Source organism: Microbacterium sp. B35-30, from assembly GCF_010634855.1.
Taxonomy (GTDB): domain Bacteria; phylum Actinomycetota; class Actinomycetes; order Actinomycetales; family Microbacteriaceae; genus Microbacterium.
Genome location: NZ_MWLQ01000006.1, coordinates 1 through 16,203, shown reverse-complemented (window position 1 = coordinate 16,203; position 16,203 = coordinate 1). Strand labels below are relative to the sequence as shown.

Sequence of the window (16,203 nt, the reverse complement as noted above, 5' to 3'; positions counted from 1 at the left end):
GGCTCGTGGCATGGCGAGCGAACCCACGACCGTGACCATCACCGGCGGCGGCGGGCAGATCGGCTACGCGCTGATGTTCCGCATCGCGGCGGGCGAAATGCTCGGGCCGGACCGTCCGGTTCGGCTGCGGCTGCTCGAGATCCCGCAGGGCATGCGGGCGGCCGAGGGCGCGGCGCTCGAGCTGCAGGACTGCGCGTTCCCGCTGCTGATCGACGTCGACGTGACCGACGACGCGCTGACCGCCTTCAACGGCGCCCGCATCGCGATGCTCGTCGGTGCGCGGCCACGCACGGCCGGCATGGAGCGCGGCGACCTGCTCGCGGCGAACGCCGGCATCTTCGGCCCCCAGGGGAAGGCGATCGGCGCCGTCGCCGACGAGGACGTGCGCGTGGTCGTGGTGGGCAATCCCGCGAACACGAACGCGCTCATCGCCGCGGCATCCGCTGCTCCCGAGGTGCCCGTCCACCGCTTCAGCGCACTCACGCGCCTCGACCACAACCGCGCCGTCGGCCAGCTCGCCGAGACGCTGCAGGTCGGTGCGGGCGACATCGACGGCGTGACGATCTGGGGCAACCATTCGGCCACGCAGTTCCCGGACGTCTCGCATGCGACCCTTCGACAGACTCAGGGATCTTGGGGCGGGATGCCGGTGCTCGAGGCGCTGGCCGACCGTCTGGGCGGCCGCGAGGCGGCGACGGCCTGGCTCGACGACGTCTTCATCCCCCGGGTCGCGAAGCGCGGCGCCGAGATCATCGAGGTGCGCGGCTCGTCGTCGGTGGCATCGGCGGCGAACGCCGCGATCGACCACGTGCGCGACGAGCAGCTCGGTACCCCGGGCCGCAGCTGGACGTCGGCCGCCGTCGTCTCGCGCGGCGAGTACGGGGTGCCCGAGGGAATCGTGTGCTCGTTCCCGGTGCGCTCCGGCGGCATCGGTCTGCTCGGCGACGGCTACGAGGTCGTCGAGGGGCTCGACCTCGACGCTCGCGCGCAGGGCCGGCTCGCGGCATCCGTCGAAGAACTCGTCGCCGAGCGCGACGCGGTACGCGAACTCGGCGTGCTGTAGGCGCCCGCCGCCGGCTACCACCGGTCGTTCAGCGAGGGAGCGAAACGACCGAGACGCAACGCCCCGAACCTGCGACGAGAGCCAGGCGCGTTTCGTCTCTGCGCTTCGACTCGCAAGCTCGCTCAACGGCCGCGTACTCGCTCGCTCAACGACCCGGAAGGCGACGCGTGAGGCGAGCGCCGGTCCCTCACGGACGCTGGGATGCCGCGCAATAGGCTCTGAGGCGTGGAAGTGCTGATCGTCGTCATCGTCGCGATCCTCGTCATCGCGCTCGCAACGGCGGTGGCGCCGAAGCTCGGGATCGCGGGGCCGCTGATCCTGCTGCTCGTCGGGGCCGCGGTGAGCATCCTGCCGTTCGTGGAGATCCCCGAGATCGACCCCGAGTGGATCCTGGTGGGCGTTCTTCCGCCGCTGCTCTACTCGGCTGCGGTCTCCCTGCCGGCGATCGAGTTCCGCCGCGACTTCGGGCCGATCGCGGGGCTGTCGTTCCTGCTCGTCATCGTCAGCTCGATCGTGCTGGGGCTCTTCTTCATCGCCGTGATCCCCGGCATCCAGCCCGCCATCGCCGTCGCTCTCGGGGCGATACTCAGTCCGACGGATGCCGTCGCCACCTCCATCGTCAAGCGCCTGGGTGTCTCCCGGCGCGTCGTGACGATGCTCGAGGGCGAGAGCCTGCTCAACGACGCGACGGCGCTGGTGCTGCTGCGCACGATGATCGCCTCGGTCGCCGTGGCCACCACCGTCGCCGGCGACGCCGGTGTGGGCGTGGGGTTCATCCCCGCCTTCGCCTGGGGCGTCCTCGTCGCGGCCGTGGTGGGTGCGATCGTCGGGCTGCTCAACCTGCGCCTGCGGGCACTGATCAAGAACTCGGCCGCGAATACGGCGGTGGGATTCGTGGTGCCCTTCATCGCGTACATCCCGACCGAGGAGCTCGGCGGGTCAGGACTCGTCGCCGCGGTCGTCGCCGGCATCGTGACCGGCCAGGGGGCGGCTCGATGGTTCTCACCCGAGCAGCGCCGCTCGGACGAGCACAACTGGCGGACGATCGAACTCGTACTCGAGGGCGCGGTCTTCCTGGTCATGGGGCTCGAGCTGAACGACATCGTGACGCAGAACATCGAGGACCACAACGGACTCGGCACCGGGCTCGCCGTCGCCGCCGCAGCGCTCGCGATCCTGCTCGTGGTGCGCGCGGCCTACGTGTCGCTCCTCGTCTGGCTGCAGAGCCGGCGCGCCCGCGGCCGTCAGCGCAGCCGCCTCGAGGCGATGTCGGCGCGCATCGATGAGATCGCGTCGGGCGACGTCCTGCCTGCGGGCTCCGCCGCCCAGGCGACGGGACAGGCGGTCGCCACGCCCCCTTCCGGCGACGGCGCCCGGCCACCGGCATCCCGTCGCCGCCGTCGCAACCGGCGCGACGAAGTGAGCTTCGACAGTCCACGGGCGCAGCGGCGTGTCGCGTCGATGCGCGCGCGGGTCGCACGCGCGCTGAACGACCTCGACTACTACCAGGCGTCGCCTCTCGGCTGGAAGCACGGGGCGATCATCGTCTGGGCCGGCATGCGCGGCGTCGTGACGCTCGCCGCCGCGCAGACGCTGCCCCGCGACGGCACCAGCGACCGGGCGCTGCTCGTCTTCATCGCCTTCGCCGTCGCGGCCGGCAGCCTGATGCTGCAGGGCTTCACCCTCCCGTGGGTCGTCCGGCTGCTGCGGCTCGACCGGCCCGGCGACGACAGCCTCGACAAGGCCGAGCAGTCCGCCCTCGACGACGAGCTGCGCGACGCGGCCGCGACTGCGCTGTCGGATCCGGCGCTGCGTCGCCGCGACGGCACCCCGTTCCCCGACGAGCTCGTCGCCGTCGTCGGCAGCCGCATGGTCGACCCGCCCGACGACCGCGACGACCTGCCGACGCGGGACCTGCTCGAGCTGCGCGTGGCGATGATCGAGGCGATGCGCGCACGGCTGAACGAGGTGTCGTCGGGTGGGGGCTACAGCACGCCGGCCCTGCGCCACGCGCTCGCCGAGCTCGACGCCGACCAGCTCAGCGTCGAGCTGCGCCTCGACGACGAGGACTGACGACGACCGGAGACGACGACCGACCACGCGGCCGGCTCCATCCGAGCCACCGCACCGGCGGCACCGCGCCGGCTGGATGAGAGAATGATGAGTGAGCGAAGGGGCCTCACATGAGCGAGACGACGAAGACGCCGCCGGCCGGGCACACCCACGCCGTGGCGACTCCGGGGTCGATCGGCGCCGACACGGCGCCCCTGCACCTGCCGCACCCGGCCGCGGAGTGCCCCAAGTGCTTCACCGAGCTGCAGCAGAACCGCAACTGGTGGCAGGCCCAGCCCGCCGGGTCACGGCTGGTCGGGTTGGTCATCTCTCGCGACGACATGCCCTCGGTGGTCGAGCAGCGCAACGACCTCACGCGGTTCGGCGTGCCGATCGAGGGCTTCCGCCATCCCGCTCCCGAGACGCTCGAGTCGTGGGAGGAACGTCTCGTGCGCCTGTTCGGAACGCTGGGGCGCGGCGATGTGCTGGTCGTCGCGAACGTGCACGCGCTCGGGCGCGACATCGACGAGGAGACCCGCACGGTCGCGGAGCTGCACCGCCGGGGCGTGGTCGTCAAGGTCGTCAGCCACGGCGGACGCCACCTCTACGACGCCGGGCGCTGACCTCGCCGTACGGCGGTCGGCGCTGCTGGCGCGCTCACCCGGCGCTCAGCCGTCTTCGTCGAGGCGGGCGTCGCGTTCGCCGCTGAGCGAGTTCGCGCGCTCCTCGTCGAGGAGCGGCAGATCGTCGCGCGTGACCAGGCGCGCCGCAAGCGCGTGCTCGACGAGCCGCACCCGGCGATTGGTGGCGTACGACCGGACGCCGCCGCGCATGCCGGGAACCCCGATGCGGTCGAGCTTGTCGCACACGTTGTCGAGCTTGCGGTTGAAGCGGGTGAGTGTCCACCCCAGCCGCTCGGCGGCCTGCGCCGACGTCGGCAGCTCGCTCATGCCGGTCCCCTCCCGCCGCAGCACCGGCTCGGCGAGCGCGAGGATCATGACGCGCTGGCTTTGGGTGAGCGGCACGTCGCCGATCGTGCTCAGCCCGTCGTCGTCGGGCGGCGGCTGCGTGTCACGGAACGTCGGCTCGGCGGCGTGGATGGTGAGCTCGTATGTCGTCGGCCCCGCGCTGAAGATCACGGATGTCGCCGCGAAGACCAGCGGCAGGCGTGCGCCCGGTGCGAGCCACGCCTGCACGCGCCCACCGGTGTCCGTGACGGTCGCCGAGAGGCGGGAGCCCACGTTGGACAGCAGCCAGAGTCCCTCGACGTTCTGGATCGTGAGGAAGTTGCGGTGCAGGAACAGGTTGTCATCGATGGCGAGGTCGCCCTCACGTCCGACCGTGAACACCGCGTCGGGCGGGACGGAGAACTCCTCTCCGGCGAACTCGACCCTCAGCGTGTCGGCAACGGCAGCGGTCACGGCGCGCACCCCCGGCTCGGCGTCTGCTGGTACTGGCCGTTCTCGCGCACGAGAGTGACGTCGATGCAGGTCTGACCCGACGTCACGGCAGGAACGACGATCTCGGCAGTGTCCACGGGCTGGGCCTCGGTGGTGGGGTCGCTCGCCGAGACCGGTTCGACGATGTAGCTGTCGCCGTCCTGCGGGTCGGGATTCGTCCAGGTGAAGCGCACACCGCCGTCAACGGCGGCACCTGCCACGTCTTCCACGGGCGGCACGACCATCGAGAGCGGATCCTGCGGCTTCGACGAGGCAGAGGGCGTCGGCGGATCCTGCGACGTGCCCGACAGCAGACCGGGAAGCGACACTCCGATGATCACCGCGACGATCACCAGGGCACCGGCGCCGAGCCCGATCCACAGTCCGGTGCGCCGGCGGGGCGGCGCGACCTGGTCTGCGTCAGATGCGGCGGCGTCATCGGCGCCGGGGATGAACCTCCCCGGCACGGTGGCCGCGGCTCCGTGCTCGTGGATCGTGCCCCGAGCCACGGTCGTGGCGTCGGTGGTCGCGAATCCGGTGGTCGCGGGAGCACGAAGCACCGTCTCGTCGAACGACACCGGCAGGTCGGGCTGCCCTCGGAGCTGCGTCTGGTCGTACGCCGACGGCGGGGTCATCGATCGCGCGACGGTCTCGGCGTCGACGGGCGCCGGCTCGAACCGCGACGCCGCCGGGGCGGTGACCGCCGACGGGCGCGTCATGCCGGCCGCCGGAGTCGTCTCGGGGTTGATGCTGACGACGCCACGCACGCGCGTGAGCCCGTCGTCCTCGTCCTCCTCGATGTCGTCCGGAAGCTGGTCGTCGAGGATGTCGATCGGCGTCACGGAGTGCGACAGCTCGATCTGCACGGTCTGCAGCGCACGCGCGAACGCCAGCGCGCTGTCGTGGCGATCGGCGGGCGACTTCGCCATCGCCCGGTCGAGCGCCCGCTGCAGCGACACGGGCACGTCGGCGCGGCCGAGAGGCGGCAGCGCGAGCGTCTCTATGCGGTGGATGAGCTCGGCCGCCGAGTTGCGCTGACCCGGCAGCTCGAACGGCGACCGGCCGGCGAGGAGCGTGTAGACGGTCGCTCCGAGCGCCCACACGTCGGAGCGGGGGTCGCTGCGCGGCACATCGGCGAACGACTCCGGCGGCGACCACGGAATCGACAGGCCCGCCGACTCGGCCGCTGCATTCGTCGTCGATGCGATGCCGAAGTCGGTGAGCGCCGGACGGTTGTACTCGGTGACCAGGATGTTCGCGGGCTTGATGTCGCGGTGGAGCACCCCGGCGCGGTGGGCGGTCTCGACCGCGGCGGCGACCTGCACGCCGACGCGCAGCGATTCGGCGATCGAGAAGGGCTCGCGCCGGTAGCGCACCTGCAGGTTCGGGCGCGGGCAGTACTCCATCACAAGGTAGGGGCGCCCGTCCTGCGCGACGCCGGCCTGGTAGATCGTGACGATCGCCGGGTGCGTCGAGAGCATGGCCATGACGTTGGCCTCGGCGGTGAACTCCTCGACCGAGCCGCTCGACATGCGCTCCGTGAGCAGCACCTTGACGGCCACGCGCCTCTTTGGAAGCTGCTGCTCGTACAGGTACACGTCGGCGAAGCCGCCGGACCCGAGCAGGTCGACGTAGGTGAAGCCCGGAAGATCGGGCGGCGCCATCGGCGCGCGCTTGGGACTCACGACATCCCTTCGATCGCGACCGTGATGCCGTCGCCGAGATCCAGCACGTCTCCCGGGACGACCACCGTGCCCTCGCCGGGATGCAGCCGCACGGGATCCGTTCCCGGACGCAGCAGCGTGGTGCCGTTGGTGGTGCGCAGATCCGTGGCGACGATGCTCTCGCCTTCGGCCCGCAGTTCGACGTGGCTGCGCGAGATGTCCTGCTGCGGGCTGTCGACTGCAACGAGGTGCGGCAGGTCGGTGCCGCTCACGCGCGTGGACCGCGGGCGGCGCCCGATCACGACGGTGCGGTCGAGCGGGATCACCTGCCCGGTCGACATCCGCACGCGCCCGGGCGCGGGCGGGCGCGGTGGGGCGAGCGGGTCGAGGGGAGCATCCACGGAGGGTGCCGGGTTCGAATCCGCGACGCCTGATGCCGCCGCACGCAGCGCGCGCGCCTGGGCGAGCGAGATCGTCGCGCCGTCGTGATCGCCCGCGACGGGCGGGCCGGGCGGCGCTGGAGACGGCGCCAGGGACTCCTGCCGCTGAGCGGCGTCGTCGGCGGCGCGGATCACGGTGGCGCCGATGAGCTCGTCGAAACCGGCCGCGCCGGCGGCGCCCGCGGCGTCTCCCTCTTCCTCGTCGTCGTCCATCAACCAGGCATCGAGCCCGGTCCGTGCCGGCGCGACCGCGTCCGGGGAGAGCGCCGAGTCGGACGGCAGGAGCGTCTCCGCGTCGGCGAGCGACGGCACGGAGTCGATGAGCCCTCCGGGAGGCGCGGCGATCGCGGGCGCCGGGGACGCAGCGACACGCGGTGCCTCAGGAACCGGGGAGGTCGGCTCGGCATCGGGGGTCGCAGGGGTGGCCCCGGAGGCGTCCTCGCCGGCAGCCGGAGTCTCGGGTGCCGAAGCGGCCGCCGGCACCGCGACGGCTTCGGGGCGCTTCGCCAGCGCCGGTGCAGCCGACGGGCGTGGGGACGCAGCATCCCATACGATTCCGCCGGCCAGCACGATGCCGTCGGCGATCTCCCACTCCGCGGGCGACGAGGCGTCAGGCTCGGACGTCGTCAGCGCCACGCGCACGACCGCGGGGATCACCCGCTCGGTCCACGTCGTCACGCCGGTGCCCGTGACCCGCTCGGGCGTCGCCGCGTCGACCTCGAAAGCGAAATCGCCGCGCACGGCGATGCGGATGCCGTCAGCCTCGGGGAGCGCCACCGCGAAGGCCGGGATCGCCGTCAGCGACGCACCGTAGGCGCCCGTGAGCGCCTCGATGACGCCGCCCAGGCCGCGCCCGTCGGCGACGAGGGTGCGGATGCGCCCGAGGAGCGCTGCCGAGGTTCCCGGTTCGAGCACCGCGAAACCGCGGGGCGTGACCGCGATCGGCGTGGATCCCGGGGCGTACAGCGTCGGCATCAGATTCCTCCTGTAGCGACCGCACGCGGCAGCGTGTCGCCGTCGATGTCGGCGGCCGGATCCGCGGGGGCGCTCACCGGCACCGTATCGCGTTCCCACGTCCGGTTCGTACGCGTGCGCACCGCAAGCGCGTCGACGACCAGCGCGGTGATGTTGTCGCGACCGCCGCGCACCATCGCCTCGTGCACGAGCCGCGTCGCCGCGGCCTGCGGGTCGGTCTCGGTGAGCAGGACGGCGTGGAGCGCGTCGCGATCCAGCTCTCCGGAGAGGCCGTCCGAGCAGACGAGGATGCGGTCGCCCTCCTCCGCCGGGAGCAGCCAGTAGTCCGGTTCGGAGTCGCTTCCCGCGCCGATGGCCCGTGTGATCACATTGCGTCGCGAGTCCCGCTCGGCCGCATCGGCGGCGAGTTCCCCGCTGTCCACGAGCTCCTGCACCACGGAGTGGTCGACGCTCACCTGCTCGAACCGCCCCTCGCTGAGGCGGTAGGTGCGCGAGTCGCCGAGGTTGATGGCCAGCCAGTATCCCTCGCCGTCCACATCGGCGATCACGACACCGGCCAGGGTGGTGCCGGCTCCCGCGCCGGCGCCGGGCGGCAGCATCGCGACTCGGCGCCGTGAGGCGGTCACGGCCGTCTGCACCTCGTCGATGGTGAGGCTCTGGCGGCCGGCGAGCGCCGCGAATTCGTCGATGACCGCCGCACTGGCGATCTCGCCCGCATTGTGACCACCCATGCCGTCGGCCACGAGGAACAGCGGCGAGGCGGCGATGTAGGAGTCCTCGTTGATGCGGCGCCGCAGTCCCGCATCGGTCGCCGCTCCGCACGCGACCGCGATCGGCGCCGTCGGATCGGTCATCACGCGGCGCTCACGGCAACGCGCCGGTCGCCGAACTCGAAGCTGTCGCCGGCACGCACGTTCGTTCGCACGCCGGGCATCAGCGGGATCCGTGCGCCATCGCGCACGAGCGTGGTGCCGTTGGTCGAGTGGCGGTCGACGATCCACGCGCCGGTGGAGTCGCCGCCGATCTCGAAATGCGTCTTCGAGAGCGACAGCGTCTCATCGCGCACGGGGATGGAGACGGCGCCGTGCTCGTTCGCCGGGTTGCGACCGTAGAGCGTGCGCCCGTACACGGCCATCCGCGTGCCGTCGTCCCAGGTGAGGACGGCAAGCACCGGGGCCTCGTCGTACAGCGCGGCGCGCTGGGCGGGCGGCGGCACCACCAGGCGGGTCTCGTCCAGGTCGTCCGTCGACGACGCGAAGGCCACGGATGCCGGGGCCACGACGGAGGCGAGTGGCCGTGCAGGCGCCGCCGGAGGAGCAACGACCGACGCGACGGACGCGAACGGCCGCGCGGGTGCCGCGACCGGAGCCGGAGCCGGAGCGGGAGCCGTGGGTGTGCCCGCTCCGAACAGGGCGGCGAGAGGCTCCGTGGTCGTCGCCGCCGGGAACGGCATCGTCATGCTCGGGAAGTCATCGGTCTGCGCGGCACGCGTGACCGGCGCGTAGCCGGTCCCCCACGGCACGCCGTCGATCACCCCGGGGCGGATGGGTGTGATCGGGCGCGTGGCCGGAGCAGGACCCGCCGCCGCCGGGCGCGCGTCTACCGGCACCGACGCGGCCGCGACCGGAAGGTCGGGAATCGGCGCCGCGTGAAGCGGCTGCGGAAGCGGCGGGCGCACCGCCGCCAGATAGGGATTCTCGGCCAGGAGCGCGGTGGCGTCGAGGTGAGACGTCGCGTGGCCCGCCCGGATGTCGAGGACCATCGATCGCGATGCCATGTCGTGCCACCCCTGGCGGCGACCGCTGGAGTCGAACAGCGGCGAGAAGTAGCCGATGACGATCGACCCCGCGAGCCCGAAGACGATGTTGCGCCAGACCGCGCGCCAGATTCCGATCCGGCCGCGCGAGTCGACGTCCTGCAGCTGGAGCCCGAGGGCCCGCTGTCCGATCGAGCCGCGCCCGCCCTGCATCGCCGAGTACACCAGCCACCAGGCGAGCAGCGCACCGCCGACCACGAGGGAGGCGAGGACGACGGCCACCGCGAGGCTCGCCGAGTCACCCGTCGCGCCGACGCCGAAGACGATGGGCACCGCGACCCCGACCAGCACCGCCGCCATGCCGTAGGCGACCCCGAGGTCGATCGCGAACGCCCCCACACGGCGTCCGATGGTCGCCGCGGGGGCGGCGACGGGCGGGCTGGTGGTCATTCGGTCTCCTGCGGGGGGTGGGTGGGTTCTGCGGCGCGGCTCCTGCGTGTTCGGCGAAGCGCGCGCTTCGACGGCGCGTCGTCGGGCGCCCCGGGCTCGGTGGCCGTGCCCTTCGCCGCAGGCTTCGCCGCCCGGGGCGGGGCCGTGAGACGTGCCGGCAGAGCGAAGCGGGTGCCCTCGAGCAACGATCGGATGCTGAGCCGCGCGCGCAGCCGCTGCCACAGCGACCGCTCCTTGCCCATGCCACCGACGATCTCGTCGACCTGCGTCCAGAACGCCTCGATGTCGTCGGGCGTCGGCTCGGTCGGACCGAAGACCTCGAGATCCGCCCGGGTCGCCAGCGTCGCGACGCGGGGCTCGGCGAGCGCCGCGGTGAGCACGCCCGCTTCCTCCTGACGGGTCGCGCCGGGACGAACCGGGGCGCCGTAGTCCGTCGCGCGGTCGACGAGCTCGTCCCAGCCGCCGCTGATGCGGTCGGACGCGCGCTCCGCGTCGCGACGCTGGCGCCGACGGGTGGCCTTGAGCGCCCCGATCACGATGAACGGCGCGAGCAGCACCGCGAGGAGACCCAGCACGCCGACGCCGATCGACACGATGGTCCACAGCAAGCCCAGGTCGAGGCCGTCCTCGTCCTCCGACCCGCGGTCGTCCGCGACGGTCGGCGGCAGGTCGACGGGCTCGGCCGGCGGCGGCGGCGGCTGCAGCACCTGGGGCTTCGGATCGGCCTTCGGCTTCGTCGTCTGGTCGCTCGGCACCTGGTCATCGGGGGGCGTCGGGTCGAACGGCACCCAGCCGGCGTCGTCGAACGCGACCTCGACCCATGCGTGCAGGTTGTCGCCCGTCGCAGTGAAGACCGGTTCGCCGGCGGCGTCCTCTTCGGGGTAGAACCCCATGACGACGCGGGCGGGGATGCCCACCTGTGCGGCGAGGAGCGCCATGGCGGTGGCGTACTGCTCGTCGTCGCCCACCATCTGCTGCGAGCCGAGCAGCGTCGCGATCCTCTCGGCGCCGTGGCCGGCACGCGAAAGCGGCTGACCGGCGAGGCCGTGGCTGAAGTAGCCGCCTTCCGAGAGCATCAGCTCCAGGGCGCGCACCTGTTCGACGGGAGTCGTCGCCTCGGCGACGGTCTTCGACGCGATCTCGGCGAGGCTCTCCGGCACGCCCTCCTGCTTCGGCATCTTCAGCGGTGCGAACGCCTGGTCGGCGAGCTGCTCGTCGCTCGGGACCTCGGGGATCACCGCGTCGATCGTGTAGGCGTCGCCCTTCTCGAGGCCGGCCGTCACCACGCCTGTCTCGGTCGCCTCGTTGTAGTGCGCGGTGCGTCGCAGGTCGTCCGCCCGGTCACCGTCGAACGTGACGCTGCGCGCGGCGCCGGCATCCGGCATCCACACGCTCTCCAGGGCGCCGATCTCGACGTGCACCTGCGCTTCGGTGCCCTCGGCATCGGCGGACATGTTGGTACGCGCAGGCGAGAACGCGCTCGAGGAGCCGCTGCCCTCGTCCGAGACGTTGTAGACGGTGCCGTTGTAGGCGTCCATGGTGGCCAGGCGCACACGCGCACCCTCGGGCAGGCCGCTGGCCGTGAAGAGCGCGTCCTCGGGGTGATCGCGGACATAGGCGCGGAACGACTGCAGCGGGCTCGCGAACTCGCGGATGTCGAACGGCGGGATCACGACGTCACGCAGCACGTAGCGGGGAGATGTCGGTGCCGCGAACCCGCTCGTGGCGATGCCGATGACCGCGGCGATGGCGATGACCGCCGCACCCGACAGCACTCTGCGGATGCCTGCGCCCGAGCTGGCGGAGCCTTCGCCGACCGAGATCGCCGCCGCTTGCGGCTGCCAGGCCTGGCGCAGGGCCAGCCAGACCACGGCGACGAGCCCGAACACGACGCCCTGGACGACCGGCACGAACGGCTCGGAGGTGCCCAGCGCGATCTCGATCGCGAGGAACGCGGCCGCGGGGATCAGCGACCATGCCGCGTTGCGCAGCCGCAGCGCGAGGGACGTCGTCAGCACGGCCGCGACCAGCGTGAGGATGAACGGCACGATCAGGTGGCCGTCGTCTGTCGCGACCGGCGCGATCGTGGTGAGCAGCTGCTTCCATGACATGAAAGTGCCGAGGGCGAGGAGGCGCAGCGTCTCGAGCGTCGGAACGACGCCGGCGACCGTGGTGTTCGGCAGCGCGAGAGCGCCGCCGAACAGGAAGTAGGCGATGACGGTGGCGCCCGTCAGGAGGAGGATGCCCCATCGGAACAGCGTGCCGAGGACGCCCAGCGCCAGGCCGAGCACCAGTCCGCCGAGGGCCGCGACCAGATAGCGCGCGCCGTCGAAGGTCGGCCAGAACCCCACGATGGGGATGAGGAGCAGCAGCGTCACGGCGCCGAGATCGAGGATCCATCGGCGCAGCGGCACAGATTCGCGTGCAGCACGCGGCGCGGGGACGCGCGGTGCGGCGGAACGCGTCGTCGGGGCGGATCCCGCACGCGACAGCGGAGTGACGGGGGCGGTCATGCGAGGACCTTCCGCAGCGCGTTGGGCAGCTGCTCGAGCGCGCCGAGCGTCACGACGTCCGCCTCACCGATGCGGCGCAGCGACGGGGCGGCCTCGCCGGGAGAAGCGACCACCGCGAGGACACGCGCGCCGAACGGGAGGCGGCTGCAGGCGCTGCGCAGGTCGTTGGCGTCGACCCTGCTGCCGCACACGAGCACCACGACGCTCGCGAGGGGAAGGGTCGCGGCCACCACGCCGGCGAGGTCGACGACGGTACCTGCGCGCGGCTTGGACTGACCGAGCGCCGAGAGGGAGTCGAGGAACTGCTTGCCCGTGCCGGAGGGCAGGGCGCGCTCCTGCACCCGCACCTCGACGCGGTGCGAGTCGCGGAGTGCCCGCAGGCCGAGCGAGCCGGCGGCGGAGATCGCGAGCTCGAACTCCGCGTCGTCGCGATAGTCGGCGGGGCTCGTCGAGAGGCCGATCACGAAGTGGGAGCGGCGCGTCTCCTCGTACTGGCGCACCATCATGTGGCCGGTGCGCGCGGTCGACTTCCAGTGCACGTGGCGCAGGTCGTCGCCCGGCTGATACTCGCGCAGGGCGTGGAACGACACGTCGTCGGGCGAGAGGTCGGTGGCGGGAAGGCCCTCGAGGTCGCGCAGGAACCCGAGCGACTGGCCGTCGAACAGCACGGTGCGCGGGTGGACGAACAGGTCGACCGGCTCGTCACGACGGTGCACGCGCTCGAACAGACCGAGGGGATCGCCGCGCACGACGCTGACCGGCCCGACCTTGACGACCGCGCGGCGCGACGTGGGGATGGCGAACAGCTCCTCCGCGGATTCGCCGGCCGCCAGCCGCTGCACGTCGAAGATGCCGCGACCGGCGCCGACCGGCAGCAGCACGCGGGACGGAAGGATGGCGCGCGATCCGGTGTTCGAGAGGGTCAGCGCGCCGATGGCGCGCTCGCCCACCACGACGCGCGTGCGGTTGAGGTCGAGCGAGACGTCGTAAGCCGTGCGTCCGATGAGGAACAGCAGGCACAGCAGCAGCACGACCGCGATCGAGACGGCCGCGACCGTCAGCTCCCACCAGCCGAGCGACCGCCCGGCGATCCACAGCACGATCGAGCCCGCGAGAAGCACCCAGGCGGCGGGGCGCACGACCGCGAACACGCGTCCGAGCACGACGCCGGCGCGGCGCAGCGCGTCCAGCGCCAGCTGCCCATACCAGGCGCGACGGTCCTCCGTAGCCGCCGCCTGCCCGAGTGCCTCCGTCGTCATCAGGCCGCGGACCTCGCCTGCGGGGCGGCGATCGACTCGAGGACGCGCGCGACGACGGTCTCGGCCGACGTGCCCGCAAACTCCGCCTCCGGGTCGAGCACGAGGCGGTGGGTCCACACCGGCGCGACGAGCACCTTGATGTCGTCGGGCAGCACGAAGTGGCGCCCCTGCGCGGCTGCGTACACCTTGGCGATGCGGATCATCGCGAGCGAACCGCGCACCGAGACGCCGACGCGGGTGGCCTGGTCGTCACGGGTCGCCTCGGCCAGCTGCGCCGTGTAGCGCAGGACGGCGGGGTCGACGTGCACGGTGCCGGCGAGGTCGGCCATGTCGGCGACTGCGCCCGTCGTGATGATGGCGGGAAGGTGCGCGGACGGGTTGCGGTCGGCGGCTCCGGCGAGGATGCGCTCGGCCACCGCGAGGTCGGGGTAGCCGATCGAGGTCTTGATCAAGAACCGGTCGAGCTGGGCCTCGGGCAGCTTGTACGTGCCCGCCTGCTCGATGGGGTTCTGGGTCGCGATCACGAGGAACGGGCGACCGACGTCATGGGTGACGCCGTCGACCGTGATCCGCGACTCCTCCATGACCTCCAGCAGCGCCGACTGCGTCTTCGGCGAGGCGCGGTTGATCTCGTCGGCGAGCACGATCGAGGCGAACACGGGCCCGCGGTGGAACTCGAACCGGTGCGAAGCCTGGTCGTAGATCGTCACGCCGGTCACGTCGGACGGCAGCAGGTCGGGCGTGAACTGGATGCGGCTGCTGGTGCCCTGCACCGTCGCCGCGAGCGCCTTGGCGAGGCTCGTCTTGCCCGTGCCGGGAGCATCCTCCAGCAGCACATGGCCTTCCGCGAGCATCGCCGACAGCACCAGCGCCACGACCTCGCGCTTGCCCATGAGGGCCTGGTCGACGTTGTCGACCAGTCGTGCGAAGGTGCCCTGGAACCAGGCCGCCTGTTCGGGGGTCATCGTCATCGTGATTCGTTCCTTTTCATGAGTCGTCTTCGCAGCTCTCGCTACTGCCAGGTTCGCCGCTCGCTGTCGCCATAGCCGCCGATCGAGACCCAGACCTGCTCGCCGTCGTCACCGAAGTAGCAGCCCAGCTGCACCGTCCCGTTCGCGGGCAGGTGCCGCGTCGCGCCGCCGGCGAAGGGCGTACCGCCCCACGGACCGGTCGCGTTGCAGGTGACGGAGTAGTCGCCCGCGGGGAAGTTCTCGGTATGCACCAGGAAGTACGCGCACTGCGAGGTGCTGCAGTTGTCCTGTCCCTGTGCGGAGCTTCCCTTCGTGACCCACACCCTGGGCTTCGGTGCGTCCACCGTGGTGGCGGCGTCCGAGGCGATCCCGCTCCACTGGCCGGCGGCATCCTGCGCCCGCGCCTCGATCGTGTGGCGTTCGCTGTAGCCGTAGTTGTTGGTGCGCGAATTGTTCAGCGCCACGTCCTGCCACGCGCCGCCGTCGATGCGGATCTGCATCGCGGTGATGGCGCGACCGTTCTCGGCGGGCGGGCTCCAGCGGAAGGTGATGCTCGTTCCGCTCGCGGTCGCGCTCACGTTCGGGTTGCGGACCGGCCCGTAGGGCTTCACGGTGTTGGAGGGCGCGGACTCGGCGCCCGGTTCGCTGACGCCGTTCACCGTGGCGACGGCCCGGACCCGCACCGAGTAGTTCGTCCCGTTCGCCAGTCCACCGATGACGCCGTTGCCGGCCAGAGCCTGCCAGCCGCCGTTGTTCACGGACGCCTGATAGCTCAGCTCTCCGGGGTTCGCCCCGTTGGACGCTCCAGGCTGGAAGGCCACGGTGAGCGAACTGTCGCCCTCACGTGCGGTCACGTTCGTCGGAGCCCCGGGCGGCGTGAACGCGCGCTGCGGCGCCGAGGTGGCACTGAACTGGCCCCAGCCGGCCTTGTTCTGCGCGCGCACCCGGAACGTGTAGTCGGTGGTCGAGGTGTCCACGACGACGGCCTGGCTCGTCTGCCCCGACGCGACGGGGATGGAGTTGACCAGCGACGATCCGCGGAGGACGTCGAGCTGGTAGCCCGAGACGGCATCACCGTTGTCGGCGGGTGCGTTCCACGTCACCTGCATCTGCGCCTGCGACCCCACGGGCTGGAGGCGCGCGGTCCTCGGTGCGGCCGGCGCGTCGGGCGCCCGGGCCGGGATCTCGCTGACCGACCACGGGCTCCAGCTGGACGGCTCGGGCGCGCGGTTGAGGGCCTGCACGCGCACCTGGTACGCGACGCCGTTCTGCAGGCCGTCCCACACCGTCGAGTTGCCCGTGACATCGGCCTTCTGGCTGACGCCCGACGGAGGCGCCGGCGAGATCTCGAGGTTGTACTTCTCGACCGGGGAGCCGGGCGTCGTCGGGGTGACCCACGATACGGAGAGGCTCCGGTCGCCGAAGACCAGCGACGGTGCGGCCGGTGTGTCCGGACGCGCGTCAGGACGCGCGGTCTCGGACGGCGCCGACGGGTCGGACGGGCCGACGCGGTTCTCGGCCACGACCGTGAAGTTGTACTCGACGTTGTTCGTCAGACCGTCGAGCGTGCACGTCGTCGCAAGGCATTCCTTCTCGTAGTTTCCCGCGGTCGACGAGACGA

General features: G+C 72.1%; 12 protein-coding genes. 3 read left to right on the top strand and 9 right to left on the bottom strand.

The features are described 5' to 3' along the window. The first annotated feature begins 10 nt into the window (after positions 1-10). The 3 genes from B2K11_RS02580 (at position 11) to B2K11_RS02570 (ending at position 3,738) form a co-directional block, all read left to right on the top strand. Positions 11-1,063 (top strand): malate dehydrogenase, encoded by a 1,053-nt coding sequence (locus B2K11_RS02580; protein WP_163616553.1) that lies wholly within the window; start codon positions 11-13, stop codon positions 1,061-1,063. Positions 1,064-1,288: 225 nt separating this feature from the next. Further along, positions 1,289-3,136, top strand: coding sequence for a sodium:proton antiporter (locus tag B2K11_RS02575; RefSeq protein WP_163616551.1), 1,848 nt, complete (start codon positions 1,289-1,291; stop codon positions 3,134-3,136). Positions 3,137-3,246: 110 nt separating this feature from the next. Continuing rightward, on the top strand, positions 3,247-3,738 hold the full coding sequence (locus B2K11_RS02570; protein ID WP_239525628.1) for a recombinase family protein: 492 nt from the start codon (positions 3,247-3,249) through the stop codon (positions 3,736-3,738). 45 nt (positions 3,739-3,783) lie between these two features. Here B2K11_RS02570 and B2K11_RS02565 read toward each other — a convergent pair whose 3' ends face one another. The 9 genes from B2K11_RS02565 to B2K11_RS02525 all read right to left on the bottom strand — a co-directional run. After that, on the bottom strand, positions 3,784-4,536 hold the full coding sequence (locus B2K11_RS02565) for a hypothetical protein (RefSeq protein WP_163616549.1): 753 nt from the start codon (positions 4,534-4,536) through the stop codon (positions 3,784-3,786). Further along, on the bottom strand, positions 4,533-6,239 hold the full coding sequence (locus tag B2K11_RS02560) for a serine/threonine-protein kinase (protein ID WP_163616547.1): 1,707 nt from the start codon (positions 6,237-6,239) through the stop codon (positions 4,533-4,535). Before B2K11_RS02560 ends, B2K11_RS02565 begins: the two co-directional genes overlap by 4 nt. Then, positions 6,236-7,633: an FHA domain-containing protein gene (locus B2K11_RS02555; protein ID WP_163616545.1), complete on the bottom strand. Its 1,398-nt coding sequence runs from the start codon at positions 7,631-7,633 to the stop codon at positions 6,236-6,238. The genes B2K11_RS02560 and B2K11_RS02555 overlap by 4 nt, the downstream gene beginning before the upstream one ends. Then, a complete protein-coding gene (locus tag B2K11_RS02550) occupies positions 7,633-8,487 on the bottom strand; it encodes a protein phosphatase 2C domain-containing protein (RefSeq protein ID WP_163616543.1) in 855 nt (284 codons plus the stop codon). The genes B2K11_RS02555 and B2K11_RS02550 overlap by 1 nt, the downstream gene beginning before the upstream one ends. Beyond that, positions 8,487-9,839, bottom strand: coding sequence for an RDD family protein (locus B2K11_RS02545; RefSeq protein WP_163616541.1), 1,353 nt, complete (start codon positions 9,837-9,839; stop codon positions 8,487-8,489). Before B2K11_RS02545 ends, B2K11_RS02550 begins: the two co-directional genes overlap by 1 nt. Next, the gene (locus B2K11_RS02540; RefSeq protein ID WP_163616539.1) at positions 9,836-12,352 is read right to left on the bottom strand and encodes a transglutaminase-like domain-containing protein; all 2,517 of its coding nucleotides are present in this window, start codon (positions 12,350-12,352) and stop codon (positions 9,836-9,838) included. The genes B2K11_RS02545 and B2K11_RS02540 overlap by 4 nt, the downstream gene beginning before the upstream one ends. Next, positions 12,349-13,611, bottom strand: a complete 1,263-nt coding sequence (locus B2K11_RS02535; RefSeq protein WP_163616537.1) for a DUF58 domain-containing protein — start codon at positions 13,609-13,611, stop codon at positions 12,349-12,351. Before B2K11_RS02535 ends, B2K11_RS02540 begins: the two co-directional genes overlap by 4 nt. Continuing rightward, positions 13,611-14,582, bottom strand: a complete 972-nt coding sequence (locus tag B2K11_RS02530; RefSeq protein ID WP_163616535.1) for a MoxR family ATPase — start codon at positions 14,580-14,582, stop codon at positions 13,611-13,613. The genes B2K11_RS02535 and B2K11_RS02530 overlap by 1 nt, the downstream gene beginning before the upstream one ends. Positions 14,583-14,623: 41 nt before the next feature. After that, the coding region (locus B2K11_RS02525) for a fibronectin type III domain-containing protein (protein WP_163616533.1) at positions 14,624-16,203 on the bottom strand (1,580 nt) is incomplete at its 5' end.

Coding starts and splice junctions, on each gene's coding strand:
- B2K11_RS02545 (WP_163616541.1), bottom strand. CDS start 9,839: ATGACCACCAGCCCGCCCGTCGCCGCCCCCGCGGCGACCATCGGACGC.
- B2K11_RS02555 (WP_163616545.1), bottom strand. CDS start 7,633: ATGCCGACGCTGTACGCCCCGGGATCCACGCCGATCGCGGTCACGCCC.
- B2K11_RS02580 (WP_163616553.1), top strand. CDS start 11: ATGGCGAGCGAACCCACGACCGTGACCATCACCGGCGGCGGCGGGCAG.
- B2K11_RS02530 (WP_163616535.1), bottom strand. CDS start 14,582: ATGACGATGACCCCCGAACAGGCGGCCTGGTTCCAGGGCACCTTCGCA.
- B2K11_RS02570 (WP_239525628.1), top strand. CDS start 3,247: ATGAGCGAGACGACGAAGACGCCGCCGGCCGGGCACACCCACGCCGTG.
- B2K11_RS02540 (WP_163616539.1), bottom strand. CDS start 12,352: ATGACCGCCCCCGTCACTCCGCTGTCGCGTGCGGGATCCGCCCCGACG.
- B2K11_RS02535 (WP_163616537.1), bottom strand. CDS start 13,611: ATGACGACGGAGGCACTCGGGCAGGCGGCGGCTACGGAGGACCGTCGC.
- B2K11_RS02550 (WP_163616543.1), bottom strand. CDS start 8,487: ATGACCGATCCGACGGCGCCGATCGCGGTCGCGTGCGGAGCGGCGACC.